Raw genomic sequence first — 24,394 nt, 5'->3', positions numbered from 1 at the left:
ATTTAAGGAGTCACACTATGTGCAAGAAGGCTCAATTACTTCCTGCATCTCCATCCATTGAGTATCCATTTACGCTTCTGAACAAAGCTCAAGATGTAGCAACCGCGATGCAATGCCTGCTTAATAACAATATATCTACAATGGCCTTGCTTACATTGCCATTGTATTTCGACTCCAAAAGTAACGCACACGCCAGCGAACCCCAACAGATCCAACAAAGTATCGCATATTATCTGGAACCTCTGTACCGCCTGGTGCGCAAGACAGATCAGGTCTTTGTCCATGAGACCACCCTTTATTTTTTACTCTCGGGGGCGGATTTACATGGAGCAACTATTGTCAGAGAAAGACTATGGGAAGCACTGCTCTGGCGCGTACACAATGCTCCCGAGAAAGATATCCTGTGCCCCAAAGCCATCGCCATTGGGTATAGCGCTTATCCCCAAACATCGCCCGATCTGCAAACCTGCATTCTGGCTGCCCGGGAAAAGCGAGTGCTCTTTGAAGTACAGGCAGAGCAACTGGAAACAGTCCAGTCTGAGGATCTTTCGCTGCAAGCCCGCCAGCTCGGCGTTCCCTATCTCTCACCTTTACCCCAAAAACTACCAGCCGCACTGCTGCAAGTCCTCCCTCCCACCCTCGCACAGGAACTCCATTGCTATCCCCTCGGTCGTGGACGCAATACCTTAACCGTAGCCATGGCCAATCCACGCGACAATCAGGTTTTAAGCCGCTTACAGCAAGAAACGGGGTTACAGATTTTTCCTGTTATCACCTCCATACAGGATTTAAAAACAGCATTAGAACAATTTATTTGATAGCGGACTTTACCTTTGCTATAATGCAGTGTGAAGAGGTGGGCATACCTGATTGGCATTGTTGCTGATCTCTTATGACCTGCCACACACACAGGAAAGGTCTGAGCTATGCGTATCTTGATTACTGGCGGAGCAGGCTTCATCGGCTCCCATATTGCCGATCACTATCTTGCTGAACAACATGAGGTCGCCATTGTCGATAATCTGTGGGAAGAGGGTGGTGGACACGCTGCCCACATCAATCCCAAAGCTCGCTTTTATCGGGCCGATATCACCAATGAAGCAACCCTGGTAGGCATCTTTGATGACTTCAAACCAGATCTCGTCAATCATCATGCCGCCCAGCATAGTGTTGCCGTCTCAACAAAAAATCCACAACTCGATGCTCAGGTCAATATACTGGGCCTGCTCAACGTCTTAACGCAGTGTACCCGGGTCGGCGTCAAAAAGATTATTTTTGCGTCATCGGGAGCAACCTATGGCACACCGGTACGCCTGCCACTCGATGAGGATACGCCGCAGCGTCCTGAATCACCCTATGGCATTACGAAAATGAGCGCGGAACATTATCTGCGCTACTGGAATGATGCCCATGGACTCAAGTTTACAGTCCTGCGTTATGGCAATGTCTATGGACCACGGCAGGATCCCAATGGAGAAGCAGGGGTAATCGCGATCTTCGCCAAACGCTTCCTGGCACATGAAGGGGTGAGGATCGATTGGGATGGGGAGCAGAAAAAGGATTATATCTATGTGAGCGACGTGGCGCGAGCCAATGTGCAGGCCATTCAACGCGGTGAGAATGAGATCTTTTGTATCGGCACTGGAGAACCCGTCTCGGTCAATCAGATCTATAAGACGCTCGCCAGATTGACTGGCTTTGAAGCTCCAATCACCAAAGCGCCCAGACGACCAGGTGATATCTATCAGGCCTTCTTTAATGCTGGTAAAGCCGAGCGCCTGCTATCCTGGAAACCTCAGATCGCCTTCGAGGATGGCGCCAAAGCTACGCTGGATTTCTTCCGCCAGTAGGACAGACAAACAGGGCCGCAAGGAGACTAGCGTTAGGCGTTCCTTGCGGCTCGCTTATTTATGCCTGGGAGACAGGCTGGCGCATGGCGTCAATCAGGACACTGGCGACCTCGGGACGTGAGAATTCACGCGGTGGCACTTCTCCTGCCTGCAGCATCTGGCGTACTTTCGTTCCGCTCAGGATGATGTGCTTGTCACTACCATGGGGACAGGTTTTCCTGGATGCCATGGCATCACAGACCTTACAGTAGAAGGTGTGATCAAAGAACATCGGCGTGATACCCAGTGCGGCGGCATCAAACTCGGCGAAGATGTGCTGCGCATCATAGGTACCATAGTAGTTGCCCACCCCGGCATGGTCACGTCCCACAATAAAATGAGAACAACCATAATTCTTGCGCAGCAAGGCGTGGAAGATCGCCTCGCGGGGTCCTGCATAGCGCATAGCCGCCGGTAAAACTCCCAATAACACCCGCTCCTGGGGATAATAGTTTTCCAGCAGTACCTCATAACAGCGCATGCGCACATCGGCGGGAATATCATCGCCTTTGGTATTACCTACCAGCGGATGCAGATACAAGCCATCTACAGTCTCCATGGCGCACTTCTGAATATATTCATGGGCTCGGTGGACCGGATTACGCGTCTGGAAAGCCACGATCTTTTGCCATCCACGCGAGGCAAATTGTGCCCGTGCCTGTTGCGGCGTATAGCGATACTGCTCGAAGGTCTGTGGTTGTAGCGCCACCACGCGCACGGGTCCACCCAGCAACACATCTCCCTGTTGATACACGACATGTACGCCTGGATGGGCCTCATCCTCCGTACGATAGACCTGTCGGGCCTCTAAGGTCTTATCATAGCCAAACTTCTCTTGCACCAGCAGAATAGCCTGTAGGACGCCCTCAGCGTTAACCAGAGCCACTTCGGAACCTTCCTGAATCTCAGCTGCTTGCTCGTTGGTGACAGCCAGCGTGATGGGAATCGACCATGGCAGACCATTGCTCAGATGCATCGTATTGACCACACTCAGATAATCCGCCCGCGTCATAAAGCCGCGCAAGGGACTATACGCACCGATCGCCAGCATCTCCAGGTCCGCCAGTTGTCGTGAGCCTATCTCCAGTTGAACCAATCCCTGTGCATGCTCGACCAGAGCCGCACGTTCGGACTCCTTGATCAGAGTAATCTGCAGTTCCCCACCATGAGGCGTGATTAAACCATTTGCCATCATTCAGTCTTTCCCTTTGCTACAAAATATGCCATGTCTGGACATACCACTCTCTGCATTTAGACTCGAACTGCGGACTCAACAGAATCAAGATAGCCGAGCTCTTCCAATCTGGCGAAAATGCGAGCGACACTTTCCTCAATGGTCTCTTTGTCGGTCTCAATGACCAGTTCAGGATTTTCTGGAGCCTCATAAGGATCATCCACCCCGGTGAAGTTTTTGACTTTACCCTCATCAACAAGCTTATACAGACCTTTCACATCCCGCTGGCGGCAAACATCGAGAGGACACTTCACGTAGATCTCAACAAAATTACCGATCTCCTGTCGTGCCCATTCGCGGGCCTCGCTATAAGGCGAGATAGCCGCAGAGATACAGATCACACCATTGCGTGTCAGCAAACCACAGACAAACGCAATACGCTTAATATTAGTATCGCGATCCTCTTTGCTGAATCCCAGTCCTTTGCTTAAATGTGTCCGTACGATATCCCCATCCAGGACCTCAACATTGCGGCCCCGAGCGCGCAGGCGCTGCTCGATAATTTCAGATAAGGTGCTCTTACCAGCACCAGATAGACCGGTAAACCAGATAGTAAAACCAGCGTTCGCCATGATGAGTTGCTCCTTTGTCAAAAAAGCTAGACAGGGTAGATTGATACCTTGCCTATCAATCAGATTGGATCAAATTAGATCGTTCACGACCGTTTTGGGTGCAGTTACCCATCCATTCAGGATGGGGTTTCGTATTTAATTGTAACACTAGTTGCAATTAAATACCATCATTTTCTGTTTTATGCCATTAGAACCGGCATTTAGCGGTCAAAATAGCAACGCCAGTCACATTTCATATGGTCAGAATATATATGGCAAAAAAGTAGCAATCTACCACTGATTGGGGGTATAGTTATACGCAGCATTATCTTTTGTTCATGTTCCGTAAGTACAATCGAGAGCTTTATCTGGACAGAGATGCACTCTTTTTTTAAGCGATGGGCATAAAATTCTGCACATGGAGTATTCATCTCCACGGGTTTCATCGTTTTAGAGATTGTCTTTCTGGCTTGAACAACATAGACATTTCGTAGAGGAGTTTCAACGTTTATGGCAAACAATAAGAAGGTTCGTGTCGCGATCATCGGTGTGGGAAACTGCGCCAGCTCGCTGGTACAGGGCGTTCAATACTACCAGAACGCTAAGGAAGAGGATTTCGTACCAGGATTGATGCACGTCAATCTCGGTGGGTATCATATTCGCGACATCGAGTTTACCGCAGCCTTCGATATCGATAAAAATAAAGTCGGCAAAGATCTGGCAGAGGCCATCTATGCCGAGCCAAATAATACCTATCGCTTCGCCGATGTAGCACCAATGGGTGTCAAAGTGTATCGCGGCATGACCCATGATGGACTGGGTAAGTATCTATCCCAGATTATTACCAAGGCTCCCGGCCAGACCGATGATATCGTCAAGATTTTGAAGGACACCAAAACTGATGTCGTCATCAACTATCTGCCCGTCGGCTCAGAGACCGCTACCAAGTGGTATGTCGAGCAGATCCTCAAGGCAGGTGTTGGCCTGGTAAACTGTGTGCCGGTCTTTATTGCACGTGAGAAGTACTGGCAGCAACGCTTTGAAGAGGCTGGTCTGCCAATGATTGGTGATGATATCAAGAGCCAGGTTGGTGCAACCATCGTTCACCGCATGCTCACTCGCCTCTTCCGCGAACGTGGCGTGAAGTTGGAACGCACCATGCAGTTGAATGTGGGCGGCAATACCGACTTCTACAATATGCTTGAGCGCGACCGCCTGGAGTCAAAAAAGATCAGTAAGACCAACGCCGTAACCAGCCAGTTGGATTATGAGATCGGCAGCGACAATGTGCATATCGGACCATCTGATTATGTGGCCTGGTTAAAGGACCGCAAATGGGCCTATATCCGCCTGGAAGGCCGTACCTTCGGTGATGTTCCACTCAATGCTGAACTGAAACTTGAGGTCTGGGACTCTCCAAACTCGGCGGGCGTAGTGATTGATGCTGTACGTCTGGTCAAACTGGCCCTGGATCGTGGTATCAGCGGCACCCTCGAAGGCCCTAGCGCGTATCTGATGAAATCACCACCCATCCAACATCATGACGACATCGCACGTGAGGCAACCGAAACATTCATTAACCACGACACCAAAGGTGAAGTTCCTGCTCCAGCCGCAGAACATGCCAATGGACACAAGGTCGAAAGTCCAATTGAATAAAGCTGAAACAGCAAAAAAATAGCAAAAAAATGTACGTACCCACAGAATTGTGGGTACGTACAGATAACGTCCTTATGAAAGCTTTGTGAAAAGATATACACAGGACAGTCTGAGCTTCCATACCACTTCAACACAGCTCGTATCGTTTCGCCTATCTCCCAATCCCACGTCCCTGAAACACGTATCCCACTCAAGGAGTCAAACAGTGGTTGCCGCCAGAAAACGCGATGATACAGGCGTCACTAGCGAGGTTGTGGCTGGGCTGGAGGCGTAGGAGTATTGGGATTTGTTGCCGGGTCGGTGCTAGTGTTTCGTAAAAGTTCTTCACGTACAATAGTCACATCAGGAGGCGCGCTTATTCCTATTTTTACGCGCTCGCCCTCGACAGCCAACACTGAAATGTTGATCACCCCAGCAAGCACAATACTTTCACCAACTTTTCGTCGCAAAACAAGCATGTAAAGCTCCCTTCATAAGAAGCATAGCCTAAGCGTCCCTGCGCCGCGACTAACATTAGCAAGGGCGCCTCTTTCAGCGTGACCGCATTAGAAGATCGAGTAGCAAATGCGGGTCGACATGCCACTTTTCATAGACGCAAAGGGATAACACAGTGGGTAGAGCGAACCTGGCTACTTTGATACTATTACTCTGGATATATACTGACAAAATGGGTTTCATTTCTTAGTATACACCTTGCCAGGGCAACACTATCAACAACATAGGTATCAATTTGAATACGCCCCCGCAATTCTTCGATCTGGATCGAATATTCTTCTGATACCGACTGTAGTACGGTGACTGGCCATGGTATCACAACCAGACGCGCGACACGAGCCACCTGATCCACCCAGGAAAGAGACTGCACCGTCCCTCGGGCTGATTTGTTGGTGCGTCTTCTCTGCCGCGCACCAACCAGGTATAGTTGTGAGCTCACACTACCGACTTTCATGGAAACGACTCCCCTATAAGCAAACACGTCGAATTAGCGTCAGACGTTCCATTTTTTTCCGCTCATCCATTCACCCACTACCATCTACTCCATAGTATCGGACCCGTTATTCGCGTTCAATAGGTCCCCGTCAGCTCAGGTATGGAGGGGTCTCAAGAGATTTTCCTGCGACCACGTGTCCCATTTCCTGATAGTGCCTTCGATTTTCTTGTTTCCTGGCCTGCATAGGTAGGAGAGATTGAATTTGCATTTCCTTTCTGCGCAATATTTCCCTTAGCATCGCCTGCTGACTTTTTTCGACCCGTTCCCGCGCTAACCGCTTCCACTTGCCCTACTTCATCCAAACGATAGGCATGTAAGGTACTACGCAGCCGCATGACCGCCTGGATATGCAACTGGCAGACACGCGATTCAGAGACACTTAAGACTTTGCTGATCTCTTTCATCGTTAATTCTTCTTGGTAATACAGAGCCAGTAATAATTTTTCACGATCTGGTAAATGATCTATCGCCCCTCCCAGAACATCAGTCAATTCCTGCTTTTCAGCCTGTTCAACCGGGCCAGGAGAGCTTTGATCTTCTAGCAGTTCAGAGAGGGAAGTTACTTCGTCATCCTGGAGGAGTGAACCAAGGGGAGCATCAAGCGAGAGTACTGTGGCATTCATTTCCAGAAGCATCTGTCGATAACGTTCTGTCGAAACCCCGATTTCCTCTGCTACTTCATCTTCCCTGGCAGGTCGCCCCAGACGCTGCTCCAGTACCGCCAATGCACTTTCAACCTGGCGCACCCGTGAGATCGCTGATCGGGGCAACCAGTTGAGAGAACGCAGTTGATCAATCACTGCACCGCGAATACGTACCGAAGCAAATGCTTCAAAGCGTACACCACGGCCAGGATCAAAACGATCAATTGCATTAATCAGGCCAATCATACCATAGCTGACAAGATCTTCCGCATCTAATAATCCCGTCGGGGGTATTCCCAGGCGTCCAACCACAAATCGGACGAGTGGAGCATAGATTGTGATTAATTCATTGCGAAGTTCAGAGGTTTTATGCTCAACATATTTAGCCCAGAGTATCTCTACATCCACCGCAGCATCTGTACCCATACAACACACCCCTTTTTTGCATAAACATTTTTTCACCACACATTCCCCGCCACTGTTGAGTAGAGTGTAGCGTGCAAGCAAGCATTCTTAATATTGACACAGGTCCCTTGATTGTTCCTGCAAGAGTCCTCAAGTCATAAAGGGTACTGTTGAGCCAATCTGGGGCCGATAGAAGAAGGTATAGCAATGAAATGGGGAGGCCGGATGCGGAGAGGTGCCGTTCACTATACAGCAGATGAAGAGCTGATGAATAGAGGAGACGTGCGATGCGAAATATGCCACCGCCAGACGGATTTACCGACCAGCCAAAGCACCTTGCTCGTAAACTTGAAACCAAACAGCATAATCCAGGAACCGGTACAGACCAGTTGTTACTAGACTATCTCCTGGATAGTGGTTTTCAATGGGAAGAGGCTGTGACTCTACTCAATCTACGTGAACATTTATATGAAAATGCGGAGATGCGTCAGCGTGTGACAGAGGATTACCGTATGCATTTTGCGAAGTGGCTTTATGAACATGGTATTGTGAGCGACCATTAAGGAAAAAAAAGGTATGAGTCATCCCGAATTTTCGGGATGCTTTTCTAACACCTTTTATCTGACAAAGACTGTAATGTCTGGATATTGGGAGCCAAAAGGTAGCCAAGGCTTGGACGATAGTCGTCCCACAGACGGCTGATCGCCCAACGTAAGCGGTAAAGCGGTGCAATAGCTTTTTTGCATCGCTTTCCGGTTCTTTTGCACTTCAAATGCAAGATCATTTCAACAAGATCCCCGTGGATAGGAGTGAGTAAATGGAGGAGAAAAGCATAAACAAGTGTCACGATACCTAACAGCTTGAGTCGGTTTTCCATCGCGTACAAACGCGGACTCTCCATCGCCAGCTCACTCTTTCCATAGCGGAATACGAGTTCTATTTGCCAACGTCTCCGATAAGCAAAAACAATCTCCCAAGCCTGCTCTGCAGTTCGAATACGCTCATTAGTTACCAGATACCAGACTTTCTTATTCACGCGAACTTTTACGAGATAAAGTTGATACTCGTATTGCTCATGCCATATCGGCGCCCACCAAACATCACAAGGCATCTTTTCACCAGTATGGCTATCACGTATTTCTTTATGAGATAAATACTTTTTATGTAATCCAATCTGCCATAATTTCTTCTTTTCCCCTTTCTCATTGAAAAAGAAATGCCCTTTTTTCCAGCGAATCACAAAACGCACACGTAATTTCTGTAACACTTGTATCCAAGGGCCTGATGCTGCTCCACGATCAAATATGTGAAGGAGCTGATCCCCCCATTTCCGAACAACTTTTCTCAATAACTTTTCTTGTTGTTCTCTTAACTTTGTCGCATCATCACCTCTGGTGGTCCACCAGCTCATCACCGCTACTTTTACCCTTCCTTCCATTCCTATGATCAATGCTGCTGTCCACTGCATTCCTGCCACTGTAATCGCTTTCTTCGGCGGAAAATTAAAGACCATACCTTTTTTTGAGCGCTGCAATCTTTTCGCTTTACTAGAAGTTACTGGACAGATTCCTTCTAATTTCTCGCTTTCCCCGCTTTTTCTATGACACTCTCATCCCAAGGGCAAATAATCCTTTTCCCTTGTTCTCTCATACGTGTCACCTCTTTATCAGCTTCTTCTAGTAAATAGTGATCTATCTGCAAAAAATTCCATTTTATGGAGCGAAGCAGGTTTCCCACTCTCTTCGTTCCAGCAGTCGCTGTTTTTGATTGCTGCGCATATCCATCGAGGTAGGAACCTAATTCACTCAAAAGTAGTCCCTGCTTGTTATTTCTGAAACGAATAATTGCAACGCATACCTGTACTAACGTTCGCACTAACCTCTTATCTATCAGCCTATCAAGCACAATCAAAAGTGGCATAAGAAATTCTTCAAGCAATTGAGCTAATTCCTGTGATGCTCTCTGCGCATCTTGTTCCTCGGGTTGAAGTATGTCATACTGAAATGGCATGAGTTGGGGGCCTCCTGGTTTTTTGCTGTCAGTTGAATTTTTAACAGTTTAACTCAGGAGACCCCTCTTTGCCTAGTTCTTACTTTTCCGGTTTTCTCTCTTTCTTTCCGGCTAGAAATGTTCCTCAAAAATTCGGGATGACTCATATTTCCCTGAGGATAGTTAACCTTCGATAATGTACACATAGGCCTGTGCCTGCGGGTCCATACAGGATAACCAGGCACCACCGCAGTTGCTAACAGCGAGATCTACCGCCCCTGGACCTGCATTATAGCCCGCCAGAGCCTTGGCATAATCCCCGTGGAAGTAATTATTTAAGTTTCCCATAAAGTGTGCGCCACCATCCAATGATGCTACCGGATCATGTGGATCAAAATGCATTTCAGCGGCCGTTTCAGGGATAAACTGCGCGATACCGATCGCCCCGGCATCCGAATAAGCATTGGGGTCGAAATGGCTCTCCTGCTGGATCTGCCGTTGATAGAGATCCGGGCTGATGCCATATTTCACGGCATCCTCACGAGCTAACGCAACATATGTCGCTTTATCAGCGCTCATTGGATCATTAAAACCAATAACCCCCATGTTGCCACCCGGGCGGTGCGCTAAAATATTGATATCCTTCGGATTGACTGATGCCTGTTGAAATAACCCGATTACACCGGCCCCATGATTCTGGCCGATGGGTGTCAGGGAAAACATCATCATCAAAAAGGTACTCAGCGTTGCCAGCACCACCAGGCCATGCCGCATGTGGGTCTTCAGGTGATGCTCATTATGCAACTCAAGTGCATCAGTATGCGCCATACGCTTTTTATTTCTGGTGCCAGGAATCACCAATGGTTTCTTACCCTGATAAACAACCGGGGAAAGATCTTGCGTAGACGTAACGGGAAAATTGCTCAACGGAATCGAAATAGAATGTGGGTTGAGCTGTCTTGTCGTCCTGATCGCAGGCAGATTGCGCTGCCCCCCGGTCTCTGGCATTCGTTTGAAGCCCAGAGGTGGGGTATGTCGCTCTGGCATCGGTTGAGCCATTGGCCCACCTGTGTACTGACCACTCTCAAAGGAACCACCAGATCCACGTTGGTACCACATATTGCCAGAAGCGTTAGTCGCGCTCCGGGCAGGCATTGGCCTCGTCTCTGGTTCAGCAAGCGTGCTGTGCGTGACATTGGCATTGGTGTCAGGCCTTGCTTTAAGAGTATGGGCACTAGGATCTCCTGGTGGGTTCTTCTTCAGGGTTCGCATTGATTGAAACTGAGACATTGCTGTACTCTAACCACCTTCGATGTATTCAGTGCGCGTCACAGTGATAAACCATGCTATTTGTTACACACTACTGACAGCTTAGCTAAAATGCTGCCAGTGGGTCAAATCCGGGTCTGGAAAACAGGACCTTATAACCACTATGCGCATATTTTTAGTACTAAATACGAAAAAAAAAAGACTCGCCATACGACGAAAGTAATGTCGAATGACGAGTATCTCTGCTATTTTCCGCTTTATCAGGTGCCTTACTATCCCTTTGTGATAGGTGATCAGGCACTTAATTTGACGATAGTTGCGCCGTCGCCACCTTCCTGTGGTGGGGCGGTAGTATATGACTTGACCAATGGATGGCGGGTCAGGGCTTCACGGACAGCAGCACGGAGCGCACCAGTCCCTTTGCCATGCACAATACGTACGGAGACCATGCCATAAAGGATCGCGTCATTCAGATAGGAATCTAATTCCTCCAGTGCGTCCTCAACACGCCAGCCACGGATGTCCAGTTGCAGTCCAACAGGCTCGCGCTCTACAAGATCAGACTTAACGGCGCTGGTACGCGTAGTATATTTTTCTTCCGCCGCCGCTTTACGCTTACTGATGCGCTCAATGTTATTGACATTGACACGGAAACGTAGTGCCCCCATCTGGACCTCGGCTTCATTATGATCCGCCGAGAGGCCAACCAGATCCGCATTCTGACCAAAGCTCAGGACCCGGACAGTATCACCAATCTGCAGTGGGCCATCCAGTTTCTCGACGTTCTCCACCACCCGCTTACGCTGTGGCTCGGGCTCGGGCACGACTTTCTCTTCCAGGTCACGAGCCCGCTGTCGAGCTTCGTTGAGTCGCTCACGGTTCAGCTGACCACGATCCACCTGCACACGTACTTTGGACAACTCACTCAACACAGCGTCCAATTCACGTCGAGCCTGCGCACGCGCCTCATTGAGAATACGCACACGCTCCTCTTCAAGATTATGCCGCTCCTCTTCCAGTTTTTTGCGTTGATACTCAGCCTCGACACGCTCCATATTTAAATGGAAACGCTCATCCTCGGCGCCCTTACGCTCGCTCTGCAGATCTTCCAGCAGATTCTCCATCCGCACCCCGGCACTGCCCAGGAAACGCCGACCACCACGAATGATCCGCTGATCCAGACCAAGCCGCTGGGCGATCGCCAGTGCATTACTGCGTCCCGGTAAGCCAATACTTAGCTTATAGGTTGGCGAAAGCGTCTCAACATCAAACTCAACCGACGCGTTAACCACATTCTTCTGCTCATGGGCAAAAGCCTTGAGTTCGGTATAGTGGGTCGTTGCGACAGTGGTTACATGCCGATCCAGCAAGAAGGTCAGGATCGCCCGCGCCAGGGCTGAGCCTTCACTGGGATCAGTACCGGCTCCCAGTTCATCAAAGAGTACCAGCATATTCAGCGGTCGGGCTTCACGCTGAGCTATTTCCGCGCCGAGTTTCCCGCGTAAATCTGGCTTGCTACGCTTGCGAGCATCCTCAATGCTACCCAAAATCTCGATGATGCGACTGAGATGGGATGAAAAGGTACTGAGGTTCTGCTCGATGCTCTGCTCATCACCAATATCAGCAAAGACGTTCTGGAAGATCGAGATCTCCGAATCATCATCCACTGGAATAAGCAATCCCGCCTGGGCCATCAGGGTCAACAAACCAACGGTTTTCAAGGCCACGGTCTTACCACCCGTATTTGGACCAGTAATCACGACCATAAAGAAGTCGCGACCGATATGAAAGTTCGTCGGCACCACCTTCCCGGTCAGAAGTGGATGACGGGCATTGCGTAAATCGATGCGACCCTCTTCATTCAATCTGGGAAGCGTACAGCGGGTCATGCGACCATAACGCGCCTTGGCCAGATTCAGATCAAACTCGGCCAGTAATTCAACCGCCAGCTTGAGAGGTTCAGCCTCTTTACCCAGTTCAGCCGAGAGAACGCGCAGGATACGCTCAACTTCTTGCCGTTCCTCGATCTGGAGTTCACGCAATTTGTTATTAAGCTCAACAATAACCATTGGCTCAACAAACAGGGTCGCGCCACTGGAGGATTGATCATGGACAATACCGCGTACCTGTCCACGATAATCAGCCTTCACCGGCACCACATAGCGATCATTGCGGGTCGTAATAATTGATTCTTGCAGGGCAGAACCAAACTCATGGACCAGCGTACGCAAACGATCCTGCAGCCGCTGGTTGGCACCACGGATATCAAAGCGCAGTTTCCGTAAGGTGGCACTGGCAGTATCCAGCACTTCCCCATCGTCGTTTACGGTCTCCTCAATGCGGCGTACGATCTGTGGGCGCTGCGGAATATCAGCTCCCAGTGCTGATAGTAATGGAAATGTGTCTGGATCCAATTTATCCAGCGCGCGCGCCACATACAATGTGCTGCGTGTCGTCGCTAAAACCTCCACCAGATCGCTCGGGTGCAAAACGCCATCACGAGCGGCACGAGCGAGCAGGGGACGAATATCATGGGCACCACGCACCCCGATATCCGAATTCAAATCAATCAAGCGCGTGGCTTCAGAGGTAAAAGCCAGACGGCGGCGGGCCTCATCAATATTGATAGTGGGTTCCAGGGCCAGCACCAGTTCTTTACTGGCCGAAAAAGACGCCTCGTGCGCCACTTTAGCCAGGATTTTAGGGAACTCTAGCGTTTGTATACTTTTCTCGTGCATAATCTCGTCTTGGGTCCTTCTTTAACACAGCTCTGCGTCAACGCTCGACGCAGCTTTTTCTTCTCTACATACATACACAGGTGCTTTAACACTAAAAAAAGCAGTGCCTGGTCTAACAATTTCGGAATATTCAAAGTAAAATAGATAGGAGAGAGAGAATGCGTGCGGCATTATTTTATGCAATACAAGTGTGCTTTCTCTCAGAAAAAAGTATCCTGTCTCATTTCAAACCATGGGAGAACAACAAACGCACAGGTAAACAAAGATCGTTTGTCGATCTTACTGATCAAAGGAAGAGAATACAATGGCAAAATCACTTCAGGGCGCACAACCTATTATCGGGCAGACCGCAACACAGGCGCCACCGCTAGCAACGGTTCGAACGCTGCGCCTTACACTCGGCCTGGGAATTGTAGTCAGTGCGCTAATCTCGCTTGTAGGCACAAGCTGGGATATTCAATGGCACCTCTTTGTTGGACGGGATCGCACACTTATCCCCCCTCATCTTATGATGCTTACAGGCATAACATTGGGTGGTCTCCTGGCATTAACAGCCGTTTGTGTAGAAACAATGGTGGTCCGGCGTAAACCCCAACTAGCACAGTATAACACACAATTCGCAGGAATGTTCTATGCTCCTCTGGGCGCATATATTGCTGGCTTTGCCGCCCTGGATGCCGCCGTGGCATTTCCCCTCGATGCTTACTGGCATTCCCTCTATGGTATTGATGTCGCCCTATGGACGCCATTCCACGTCATGATTCTAATGGGTATGGGTATCATGCCACTGGGAGGTACTTATATGATGAGCTCGGCTAAAGCTCTGGCCCACCAGATAGGAGACCGGCGCGGCGAAAAAATTGGCCAGTTCGGCACGCTGGCCGCGTTGGGCATCACCTTTAGCATCTTTACGATCCTCCTTGCCGATGCCATCTCGCTCAGCAACTATATCGACCTGGCCATCCTGAAAATCAATCTCTATCCTTTGTGCGCCTGCCTGTTAACGGCCTTTATCTTCGCAGCCGCTAAAACAGCCGTAGGCACACGCTTTGCAGTCAGCGGCGTGATACTGATGTATATCGTCGTGGCAGCCATCTTCTCGATCTTTGTACCGCCAGCTACCGGCTATCTGGTTGGCGTCGAGCAACTACAATATCGCCGTGCTCTCCAATCCTTCGCCTACCTCTCGATTCTAGCCATGCGCCTCTGGCCATTACTCCCGATCCTGCTGGCCCCGCTCTACGATTGGCTACTTAATCACGCGGGACAGCACAACTGGTCACACCACCGCATCCTATGGAGCAGTACAGGACTCTGCCTGCTGGCAGCTATCCCGGTCATGGCTTTTAACCTGACCGCCATCACCAGAATCATCCAGACTGCTGGTCCTGTTGGACTGGTCTTAAGTTTCCTGCTCGGTATACTCGGCAGCTATGTGGGCACAATCCTGGGTCGCCGCAGTGGCGAAGTCATCCAAAATGGTGGACAGGCAAGGTAGTTACGACCCTCAGCGGTCGTTTTGCCCCCACGCGGCGGCGAGTGGTAAACGACCGCTGAAAGTCGTAACGACGCTAAGGGTCGTAAACGACCGCTGAAAGTCGTAAACGACCGCTGAAAGTCGTAAACGACCGCTGAAAGTCGTAAACGACCGCTGAAAGTCGTAAACGACCGCTAAGGGTCGTAACTACTGGAACTATCTGTTGAATGGGACGTATACCTTATTAGAGGCAAGAAAGACAGGCGTTAGACGAGCAGGAAGAAATGGAGTGATTACCATGATTTTGCACGTAGGAGAGCGTGTCTTCTGGGGTGCCCCCGAGGTCATTTATCTGGAAGGTACGGTCGTCTCACTACAACCTGCTGAGCAGATGGCTATCGTACATATCGAACGTGCGACTCCTCATTCTGCTCACTTGATCGATAGTAATATACCCTTTGCCGCCAATGGATTAGCGCCACTCGCTGGCAATAGCCCTCCTGGCGTCACCGATAAACGCAGCGCGGAACGAGTACCCGTTCCACAATTAAGCGATGATGAGAAAATCCGGCGCACCGCGGCGACTGCGATCCATCAGTTATATGGCTATGAATTGCCGCCGGAACAGGAAGCAACACTGATCAACCAGGTCAAACAAGAACTTGAGCGTGATCCAGCCAGACGAGCTCAGATTATTACTTCAATGGACGAGATCTTAAAGCGCGAATGGTAGAAAATCACAGTGGGATGCAGCACTGAAGCAATGCATCCCTTTACTCGCTTTTTGCTTTGTTTAGCAGATATCTGAAATTTTCCGGCTCTTTCCTTAAATTTATAGACAATGTTTACAAATAAGCATATACTTATAGTAAATGACAATACTCTCTATGGAGCGATTTCCGAGCCATGATGTGTAACCAGTGCCATGCCGTCCTGAAAGAGCAGGCGCGCTTTTGTCCACAGTGTGGCGCCAGTCAAGAAGAAGCGCAGGAAGAACATCTTGCTGCAAGCCCTTCTGAAGCGCTGTTACCTGCGGCCTCCCAATCACATGAGAATGCTATGTCAGAGCCGGAGAGAGAGGACATGCCGCCAGATGAGAACGAATCAGACGCAACTATCCGCATCACTCCACATTCCAGGCGTGCTGGCCGCTCCCGACGAAAAACAACAACAGCCAGCACACCACTACGTTCTCAGTCCCGCAGAACAACAATTCCACTCTCTAGCCACAAATCCAATCAGACTCAGTCTGAAAAAGTCCCGGATAACCAGGAACCAATCGTCCTTGCAGAACAACCCGCTACCGTCATCGAACTTGATGCCCTCCACCTTTATCACAGCGTCCCCTTAGCCAGAGCGCCAGAACAGCCGTTGCAAGCCGAGCAACCCACCATACCAGTGCAAATTCCAAAGATTTCACATCCGGAGCTTTTCGCGCCAGATGGAAATATTCCCGGACAGGCCCAGAACGAGTTGTCACCTTTCCAGCATACTCCTCCGTTACTATATTATAAGCTAAACACAACAACGAAAGGGTCTCAAATGCTTCCAGCTGTTATTAACCCGGCGAACTCAAAAGAAGAGGGACGCCGCCGCAAACGTAGCCGAGGAGGCTGTGTCCTGGGTTGCCTCACAGTTCTTATCTTATTACTGGTCGTGCTCGGAGCCGGCTGGATTTTCGTTGCCCGTCCTTATGCGCATAATATCGCGGAAACACAATTAGACAAAGCCATGACATCCGCCGTTGATCAGATGCCGACCACGCTAACCAAAATCTTACCACCGGGTTCGGTATTGCCGGTCAATGAAAATACAATCAATAATCTCATTGTGTTCAACCTGGCACCATCAAATCCAGTACAAAAGCCAGTCACCAGCATCACGCCTGAAAGGATTCGCCTGAGTTTTGAGCTTTATGGCTATCCATCCGCGATTAGCCTTGTACCTACACTGGATAAAACGGGACGGCTGGTCGCAAATAATGTCAATGTAGAAGGTGTACTTGGTTTGATCATGTCACCAGATGAACTAAAGCCACTATTGGATAAACACTTCTCCGATGCGCAGAACAAAATCGGTCGCACCATTAAAGAGGTGAAATTGAAAGATCAAGAGATCGATATTACCCTATAGTTTATAGGGTAATGCGCTGCATTACGTCAGTACTAGCAAAAGAGCGGGAACAAACTCAGATTTGTTCCCGCTCTTTTGCTAGTACTTTGTCAAACTTCGTGTGATGAGTTGTGCGCCCGCTACGCGGGCGGGATAGGGGGATTCCGGGGGCACAGCCCCCGATCCCCCAGTCAAGGGGCTCGCCGCCCATAGGTGCGAACGTAAGCACAATAGTACTTGAACAACGAAAAAAGAGGCCAAACACGGTCTTTCTCTGGTATCGTTACAAAAAACCAAAACGTGACGAAGGAGAAACACCATGTCAAGCCGACCTCATCATACGCAAAAATGTCTCACAGAGCAAGCCCTGGGCCAGATCAATGATGCTGGATGGCAAGAAATCCTTGCGCTCTTACCACCAGATGTCAATGAACAAGCCTTTACCCATCAAGCCTTTACACGCTCCAATGGGTTGCGTTGCCCAACCGATTTGCTGCGTGGCATCTTTGCCTACGTCTTTTGCTTCCGCTCGTTCCGCGAGCTCGCTGCCTGGGCTGTGAGCACGAGACTGAGCACCAATGGAGACCGCTCGTGGGCCAAACGGACGCATCAGTCCTCAGATTGGTTGCTCTCGATCGTACAAACCCTGGTGGGATCGAGCGAGCCAGAAAAGGCTCTGGATCTGCCTGCGGGCTTCACCGGATGCATCCGTCTGGTGGATGCTACCCATCTGCGCACCTGGAAGCGCTCGGGCGAAAGTCGCCGATTGCACTGCAGTTATGAACTGCTGAGCAAACGGCTCGACCAGGTCGTGCTGACGGATCACCATGTGGGCGAAGGGCTCAAGCACTTTCATGGACAACGCGGAGACATCGTGGTCGGGGATTGTGCCTACTGTCGTCGACAAGCAATCCTCGATCAACTCGATGAGGGCGTTGAGGTCGTGACCCGATTGCATTGGTCCTCGATGCCCTTACTTGAGGCCGATGCTCAGACGCCGTTTGATCTCTCTGGCTGGTTGACCCACGTGGAGCCAACGGGCAAGGGAGAAGCCAACGTCGTGTTCCAGGTGCGTGGCCGTCAGCAGCCGATGCGTCTAGTGGCCGTTCATCTGAGTCCAGAAGCAGCCAAGCGAGCGCACAGCAAGCGAAAGGAGAAGGCCCGCAAGAATGGGCGCACCAACCAGGCATTGACGATTCAGATCGCCGATTGGTTGGTGGTACTTACCTCGCTGTCAGCGGATCATTGGTCAGCCGAGCAAATCCTGTTGCTCTATCGGGCGCGTTGGCAGATCGAACTGCTCTTCAAGCGCATCAAGCAATTGGTGCGTTTACACCGCTTACGCAGTGATGATTTGCAAAGTAATCAAGCGGTACTTGCAGCCATGCTGGTCGGCTGGATCCTCTTGGAGCGGCAGGTGAGCCAGGCACGCCGCGAGTTGCATGAGCAAGCGAGAGGGCGCGTGGCGGGGCCGATGAGTACCTGGGCGCTGTGTGCCGTCTTTGCTCAAAGCCTGCACACGATGATCCTGGGTACCTGGACCTGGTCGCACATCCAAGCGTCACTCTCCCAGATGCAGCCGGTCGTGCGGTATCATCCGCAAAACCGTGTGCATCAGGAATCTGAAGTGGTCACGCAACTAGCCCAGACGCTCTATCTGGCATCGGCTTGAGGTCTTTTTCGTTGATTCAATTGTTCAAGTACTGCTTACGTTCGCACCTATGGGGCTCGCCGCCCCTTGCATCCTCGCCTCCCCATCACTTGATGTCTGACAGACTACTAGAATGTCAAACGTGCTACGAGCATTCTTCCTGGACGTGATGATGGCGGCGTCTCCTGTGCGTCAAGCCGACATAGAGGCAAGGGAGGAGAAGCATGGATGCAGTGCTGAGTGGATTGCTTTGATCACTCGGCGTCACGGTGATCTGATTATGCTGGGAAGTGGTAGACGCGGCTGGCTGGACATGACGAATAGGACAGAGGTTATTGCTGGTGGCCTGAGTTGATTGCCCTACATTGTTGTAGACACTGGAGACACCTGGCAGAAAGCCAAAGTTATCCTGCCCAAGCGGCCAATAAACCAGGGCAGCGCGCCCGATGATATTTTGTTGTGGCACACAACCCCAGTCTCGTGAGTCAGAACTCCCATTGCGATTATCACCCAGCACAAAATAGGCTCCTTGAGGAATAACCATGTTATTGATCGGCGCATAAGGATTCCCCTGCCGCCGAGGATCAACATAGCTTTCTGTAAGTTGCCTGTTATTCACACTCACCCTGGTATCCTGAATGGTAACAACATCGCCAGGTAGACCAACGATGCGCTTGATATAATCCTGAGTAGGATTGGGAGGGGCAACAAAAACGACGACATCCCCACGTCCCGGCGCGTGAAAAAAATACGACCATTTGTCGACAATTACCAACTCTTGATTATGTAAGCTGGGCTCCATGCTCATGCCATCAATGTTGAAATTCTGGACGGCCAGCCGGATCACCAAAAACATTAAAACGGTTAATACCAGAGTCTCAATGATTTCCCGAAAGAGACGATATCGTTTTTCAAAATCAAATTCTAAATCCACCGCTTTTCCTCTGCGCTCTGTCCATGTGAACGACAATCCTTCTATCAGAATAACGCACAGTATGCTCGTAAATAACCTCGATAGAGATGATCACTGGTCATAAGTTGTTCATTCTATACCAGGATGTGTCAACGTTTCTTTCGATACCTTGAGCATACCAGCAAAAAACCCGGCATGGCGAAGAATGCTAATTCACCCGTCCCAAAAGTACTGTCCTTCAAGGCATTGTTGCTGGATAAAGAGCTGGCTGTTGCAGCTTTTCCAGTAACGTGCGCGAAAACTGAGGAAACATCGGGGAGGAAACCACTATTGCTCTCATTGAGAGGCCAGTAGACCAGGGTAGCGCGCCCGATAATGTTCTGGCGCGGCACAAAGCCCCAGAGGCGCGAATCCGAGCTATTCTTACGATCATCCCCCATTACAAAATACGAGCCATTCGGCACCATTTTGTTGACAATCGGCAGATAGGGATTGCCTTGATAAGATGGAGATACATAGCGCTCTTGTAATATGGTATTGTTGATTTTAACTACCGTACCCTGGATCGTGATAACATCGCCAGGCACCCCGATAATACGCTTGACATAATTCAGTTGGGGATCAGGAGGAGCGATAAAAACGATCACATCACCGCGCGATGGATCGTGTAGATGATAGGAAACTTTATCCACCATGATCCGCTCTTTATCATGCAGGCTCGGTTCCATACTGGGACCATCCACATCATAATTCTGGACGGCAAGGTTAATGATGACAAACATCAAAATCGTGAGCACAAGGGTTTCAATAATCTCGCGCACAATGCGACTTTGCGTCCTAATTTTCTTTTCTTCTTTCAAACCATTCACCTATGTTACCACAACATATATAAAAACACTCAATAGAAGATCGGTGTGTCGCCAGGGACCTGCAATACCGCAGGATATGACTACGTCCATCTTCATTATAGCTACCCTTTAAATCCGACCTCCCAATCATGGTTGTGTTAGACAGTCCCATGCCTATAAAGTATACATCCTTTAGCAGTTTCTGTTACGAAAAACTAGCGTCTATCTGTAAATGACACCAATGGTTTCCTCTTATATGATTGTGCAGCATAACTGGAATGGACGTCAACAGTGAACGCAATCAAAACACAGGCTTTCGTACCGGCAGCGCTGCCGGTACTTTCTTATGCTTAAGGGAATAGATACTTGCCCAACACTGTTTTAACATATGGAGGATATGTGGGGGGATATCAGCATGTGCGCACAGGCAGCATGCTACTTGAGAGCTAACCGATCAGAATACAATCGCATGCATCGATCCACTTCACACAAGCATATACATCCTATCTATGACCTATCTCATGACCACTTGACGTCAAGAGAACAAGTATAGTAGTGTATGTGGAACGTTTGTTTGTATCAACAACCATTACCAGATAATATACTACACGTAAAAAGCTATTCAAACAGACCGTAGTGGCTCACATGGCCAACTGCGGACCGACATGTGTCTTCGTAATTTATAAAAATAATTCATAAAGTAACGGGTGGATTGAGCGTATGCCCCAAGATAAGATCGTGATTCGTGGTGCCCGAGAGCACAACCTGAAAAATATTGATGTGACCATTCCCCGCGATCAACTCGTGGTGATCACTGGTCTCTCTGGCTCGGGCAAAAGTAGCCTGGCATTTGATACCATTTTTGCCGAGGGACAGCGCCGCTATGTCGAGTCGCTCTCGGCCTATGCACGCCAGTTCCTGGATAAAATGGATAAACCCGATGTTGAACACATCGACGGACTCTCCCCGGCTATCTCTATCGATCAGAAGGGGGCGTCCCATAATCCTCGTTCGACCGTAGGGACTGTCACGGAGATCTATGACTATCTGCGTTTGCTGTATGCTCGCATCGGTCATCAGCATTGTCCTAAGTGCGGACGCGAAGTAAGCCAGCAGACGCTGCAACAGATTGTGGATGCCGTCTTGAGCCTGCCCGACAGCTCGCGTATCCTTTTGCTGGCTCCGCTGGTCCAGGGACGTAAGGGTGAGTACAAAAATATCTTTGAGGAGATGCGCCGCTCGGGCTATGTGCGTGTACGCGTGGATGGCAAGATCCTGGATCTGAGCGATGAATTTGATCTGGATAAACAGAAAAAGCATACGATCGAGGTCGTGGTCGATCGCCTGGTGCTGCGCAAAAATAAGCAGCAGGCCGAAGAACAGAGCAGCGATGGTCATGCACCCTTAAAACAGGTAGCCGAGCCAGCCGCACTCTATGAGGTCAATGCCGCCAAAGAGTCCCATGCGGATGAAGATGGTATCGCTGAACCAGATATTCCAGCAATTCTGCATCAGGAGATTGATCCAACCTTTCGCCAGCGCCTCTCGGACTCATTGGAGACGACGCTGAAACTGGGTAGTGGCGTGGTGCTGGTTTCAGTCGTGGATGGTGAGGAGATCCTGTTCTCTGAGAAGGCCTCCTGTGCCTATTGTGGCATCAGTCTACCAGAGATTGCCCCACGTACCTTCAGCTTTAATAGCCCACATGGTGCCTGCCCAACCTGTACTGGACTGGGAACACAGCTAGAGGTCGATACCGACCTGATTGTGACTAATGCAGATCTGAGTATTCTACAAGGGGCTATCGCACCTTGGAGCAAGATGATCAATGGTAGCCAGTGGCATGCAGCAACGTTAGAAGCCATGGCGGAACGCTATCAGTTTGATCCCAATAAACCCTGGAAAGAGTTGAGCGCCGATATCCAACAAAAGCTCCTCTATGGGGTTGAGGAACCACTGACCATTCGCTATACCCCACAGCATGGGCATACACGCACCTACAATACCAACTTTGAAGGGGTCATCCCTAATCTGGATCGACGCTATAAGCAGACCGAGAGCGAGGGTGTGCGTGAGGATATCGAGAGCTATATGTCGGCCCGTATCTGTCCGGATTGTAATGGGGCTCGCCTCAAGCCTGAGGCCCTGGCGGTTACTGTCGGTGGACGCAATATCGTCCAGGTGACACGGCTGGCGATCTCGCGGACCCAGGCGTTCTTCAATGAACTGGAAAATGGAAAATCCGAGGTCACACCTCCTGTAACGCATGTCAACACCAACGGTAAAAGCAATGGGAAAAGTAATGGCCGGGCCAAAAAGGCCACCGGTAATGGCTCCCTGCTGGGTGATCCGTTGACGCCGATTCCCTTTGGCGGACCATTACTCCTGACAGCATTAAGTGAGCGCGACCGCTTTATCGCCCGTCAGATCTTAAAAGAGATCCGTGCGCGTATCCAGTTCTTGCTGGACGTGGGTCTGGATTATCTGACCCTGGATCGTTCGGCGACCAGTCTGTCTGGCGGTGAGGCCCAGCGTATCCGTCTGGCAACCCAGATCGGCTCCGGCCTGATGGGTGTGCTCTATATTCTGGATGAACCCAGCATCGGTCTCCATCAGCGCGATAATGACCGCCTGATCCATACTCTGGTACGGCTACGTAACCTGGGCAATACCTTGCTGGTGGTTGAACACGACGAGGACACCATGCGCGCCGCCGACTATATCATTGATGTTGGTCCTGGTGCAGGTGAACATGGCGGACATATTGTGGCCGCCGGTACCTATGAAGAGATTCTGGCCAATGAGAACTCGATTACTGGCGACTATCTTTCTCATCGCCGCCGCATCGAAGTGCCACAACAGCGTCGCGATGGCAATGGCAATTTCCTGACCATCAAAGGAGCCAGTGAGAACAATCTGAAGAATGTGAACGTGGAGATCCCACTCGGCAAGTTTGTCGCCATCACAGGCGTCTCAGGCTCAGGAAAGAGTACCTTGATCACCGATATCCTGTACCGCAAACTCTCGCAGTTCTTCTTCCGGGCCCATGATAAGCCGGGCAAGCATGAATCCATCGAGGGACTCGAGCACCTGGACAAGGTAATCGATATTGATCAGTCGCCAATTGGGCGCACCCCGCGCTCCAATCCAGCCACCTACACCAATGCCTTTACCGCTATTCGCGAGCTATTCGCCCAGGTGCCGGAATCCAGGATGCGTGGTTATCAGGCCGGGCGCTTCTCCTTTAATGTCAAAGGTGGACGCTGTGAAGCCTGCCGTGGTGAAGGTATCGTCAAGATCGAGATGAACTTCTTGCCGGATGTCTATGTGCCATGTGAGGTCTGTCAGGGCAAGCGCTACAACCGTGAGGCGCTGGAGATCCATTATAAAGGCAAGACCATTTCAGATGTCCTGGATATGACGGTTGAAGAGGCATTGGATTTCTTCTCAAACGTCCCTTCGATCCAGAACAAGATGAAGACCTTGTATGATGTTGGTCTGGGCTATATGCGCCTGGGACAGCCCGCAACGACACTGTCGGGTGGTGAAGCCCAGCGTGTAAAACTGGCCACTGAACTGTCTCGTCGCGCCACCGGCCGCACCATGTATATTCTGGACGAGCCAACAACCGGCCTGCATTTTGCCGATGTGGATCGTCTACTGGATGTACTCCAGCGACTGGTCGATGCTGGCAACAGCATCGTGGTCATCGAGCACAACCTGGATGTGATTAAGAGCGCCGACTGGCTCATCGATCTGGGTCCAGAGGGTGGCGATGGCGGCGGCACAATCGTGGCCGAAGGCACACCAGAAGCCGTGGCCGAAAATCGGAAATCCTATACCGGACACTTCTTAAAGCGTACGCTCAAAGAAGAAGTAGCCAATAAATCGAAACGCGTCCTGAGCGCCGTTACCAATTAGTGATGCTGTGATCAAAGCATGTCTCGTACCTGCGGCACTCGCTGATCTCTGTACAAAATGAAACAAGAAGTCCGGTCCCTCTTATCGTATGTGAGAGGGACCG

Annotated in this window: 20 protein-coding genes; 9 read left to right on the top strand and 11 right to left on the bottom strand. The window is 50.1% G+C overall.

The features are described from left to right. Positions 1 to 17 precede the first annotated feature (17 nt). Positions 18 to 818, top strand: a complete 801-nt coding sequence (locus KDW_RS13620) for a GspE/PulE/PilB domain-containing protein (protein ID WP_151756458.1) — start codon at positions 18 to 20, stop codon at positions 816 to 818. A gap of 108 nt (positions 819 to 926) precedes the next feature. Further along, complete coding sequence (locus KDW_RS13615) at positions 927 to 1,850, top strand: NAD-dependent epimerase/dehydratase family protein (protein WP_151756457.1); 924 nt, start codon at positions 927 to 929, stop codon at positions 1,848 to 1,850. Positions 1,851 to 1,908: 58 nt separating this feature from the next. Here the strand turns inward: KDW_RS13615 and sat are convergent, their stop codons facing one another. After that, positions 1,909 to 3,081: a sulfate adenylyltransferase gene (gene sat / locus KDW_RS13610; protein WP_151757363.1), complete on the bottom strand. Its 1,173-nt coding sequence runs from the start codon at positions 3,079 to 3,081 to the stop codon at positions 1,909 to 1,911. A 59-nt stretch (positions 3,082 to 3,140) separates the two neighbouring features. Then, complete coding sequence (gene cysC, locus KDW_RS13605; RefSeq protein WP_151756456.1) at positions 3,141 to 3,695, bottom strand: adenylyl-sulfate kinase; 555 nt, start codon at positions 3,693 to 3,695, stop codon at positions 3,141 to 3,143. 489 nt (positions 3,696 to 4,184) lie between these two features. Between cysC and KDW_RS13600 the strand changes: the two genes are divergently transcribed. Next, positions 4,185 to 5,333, top strand: a complete 1,149-nt coding sequence (locus KDW_RS13600; RefSeq protein ID WP_151756455.1) for an inositol-3-phosphate synthase — start codon at positions 4,185 to 4,187, stop codon at positions 5,331 to 5,333. 242 nt (positions 5,334 to 5,575) lie between these two features. Here KDW_RS13600 and KDW_RS13595 read toward each other — a convergent pair whose 3' ends face one another. From KDW_RS13595 to KDW_RS13585, 3 genes are all read right to left on the bottom strand, one after another. Next, complete coding sequence (locus tag KDW_RS13595; RefSeq protein ID WP_233097690.1) at positions 5,576 to 5,791, bottom strand: carbon storage regulator; 216 nt, start codon at positions 5,789 to 5,791, stop codon at positions 5,576 to 5,578. A 185-nt stretch (positions 5,792 to 5,976) separates the two neighbouring features. Then, entirely contained in the window at positions 5,977 to 6,282 is a 306-nt protein-coding gene (locus tag KDW_RS13590; RefSeq protein WP_151756454.1) for a hypothetical protein, read from the bottom strand. A gap of 152 nt (positions 6,283 to 6,434) precedes the next feature. Continuing rightward, a complete protein-coding gene (locus KDW_RS13585) occupies positions 6,435 to 7,394 on the bottom strand; it encodes a sigma-70 family RNA polymerase sigma factor (RefSeq protein WP_151756453.1) in 960 nt (319 codons plus the stop codon). 266 nt (positions 7,395 to 7,660) lie between these two features. Here KDW_RS13585 and KDW_RS13580 point away from each other — a divergent pair, with 266 nt between their 5' ends. Then, a complete protein-coding gene (locus KDW_RS13580; RefSeq protein WP_151756452.1) occupies positions 7,661 to 7,936 on the top strand; it encodes a hypothetical protein in 276 nt (91 codons plus the stop codon). Positions 7,937 to 7,980: 44 nt separating this feature from the next. On the opposite strand, the gene KDW_RS13575 is transcribed toward KDW_RS13580, so the two are convergent. The 4 genes from KDW_RS13575 to KDW_RS13560 form a co-directional block, all read right to left on the bottom strand. Then, a complete protein-coding gene (locus KDW_RS13575; RefSeq protein WP_162005212.1) occupies positions 7,981 to 8,907 on the bottom strand; it encodes a transposase in 927 nt (308 codons plus the stop codon). Positions 8,908 to 8,945: 38 nt separating this feature from the next. Beyond that, positions 8,946 to 9,383, bottom strand: a complete 438-nt coding sequence (locus tag KDW_RS13570; RefSeq protein WP_151756450.1) for a hypothetical protein — start codon at positions 9,381 to 9,383, stop codon at positions 8,946 to 8,948. Positions 9,384 to 9,545: 162 nt separating this feature from the next. Beyond that, positions 9,546 to 10,652, bottom strand: a complete 1,107-nt coding sequence (locus KDW_RS34925) for a lytic transglycosylase domain-containing protein (protein WP_151756449.1) — start codon at positions 10,650 to 10,652, stop codon at positions 9,546 to 9,548. 272 nt (positions 10,653 to 10,924) lie between these two features. After that, a complete protein-coding gene (locus tag KDW_RS13560) occupies positions 10,925 to 13,369 on the bottom strand; it encodes an endonuclease MutS2 (RefSeq protein ID WP_151756448.1) in 2,445 nt (814 codons plus the stop codon). Between the two features lie 304 nt (positions 13,370 to 13,673). Here KDW_RS13560 and KDW_RS13555 point away from each other — a divergent pair, with 304 nt between their 5' ends. From KDW_RS13555 to KDW_RS13540, 4 genes are all read left to right on the top strand, one after another. Next, positions 13,674 to 14,867: a hypothetical protein gene (locus KDW_RS13555; protein ID WP_151756447.1), complete on the top strand. Its 1,194-nt coding sequence runs from the start codon at positions 13,674 to 13,676 to the stop codon at positions 14,865 to 14,867. A gap of 277 nt (positions 14,868 to 15,144) precedes the next feature. Beyond that, the gene (locus tag KDW_RS13550) at positions 15,145 to 15,579 is read left to right on the top strand and encodes a hypothetical protein (protein ID WP_162005211.1); all 435 of its coding nucleotides are present in this window, start codon (positions 15,145 to 15,147) and stop codon (positions 15,577 to 15,579) included. A gap of 173 nt (positions 15,580 to 15,752) precedes the next feature. Then, a complete protein-coding gene (locus KDW_RS13545; RefSeq protein ID WP_151756445.1) occupies positions 15,753 to 16,979 on the top strand; it encodes a PAT1 family protein in 1,227 nt (408 codons plus the stop codon). Positions 16,980 to 17,277: 298 nt separating this feature from the next. Further along, on the top strand, positions 17,278 to 18,630 hold the full coding sequence (locus KDW_RS13540) for a transposase (RefSeq protein WP_151756115.1): 1,353 nt from the start codon (positions 17,278 to 17,280) through the stop codon (positions 18,628 to 18,630). Positions 18,631 to 18,754: 124 nt separating this feature from the next. Here the strand turns inward: KDW_RS13540 and lepB (KDW_RS13535) are convergent, their stop codons facing one another. After that, complete coding sequence (gene lepB / locus KDW_RS13535; RefSeq protein WP_233097689.1) at positions 18,755 to 19,543, bottom strand: signal peptidase I; 789 nt, start codon at positions 19,541 to 19,543, stop codon at positions 18,755 to 18,757. A gap of 128 nt (positions 19,544 to 19,671) precedes the next feature. After that, positions 19,672 to 20,382, bottom strand: coding sequence for a signal peptidase I (gene lepB / locus KDW_RS13530; protein WP_233097688.1), 711 nt, complete (start codon positions 20,380 to 20,382; stop codon positions 19,672 to 19,674). A 708-nt stretch (positions 20,383 to 21,090) separates the two neighbouring features. On the opposite strand from lepB (KDW_RS13530), the gene uvrA reads away from it, so the two are divergent. Further along, a complete protein-coding gene (uvrA, locus tag KDW_RS13525; RefSeq protein WP_151756444.1) occupies positions 21,091 to 24,291 on the top strand; it encodes an excinuclease ABC subunit UvrA in 3,201 nt (1,066 codons plus the stop codon). The last annotated feature ends 103 nt before the right edge of the window (positions 24,292 to 24,394 follow it).

Source organism: Dictyobacter vulcani (assembly GCF_008974265.1).
GTDB lineage: Bacteria > Chloroflexota > Ktedonobacteria > Ktedonobacterales > Ktedonobacteraceae > Dictyobacter > Dictyobacter vulcani.
Note: the sequence above shows the minus strand (reverse complement) of the source record. Positions and strands in the feature narration are given on the sequence as shown.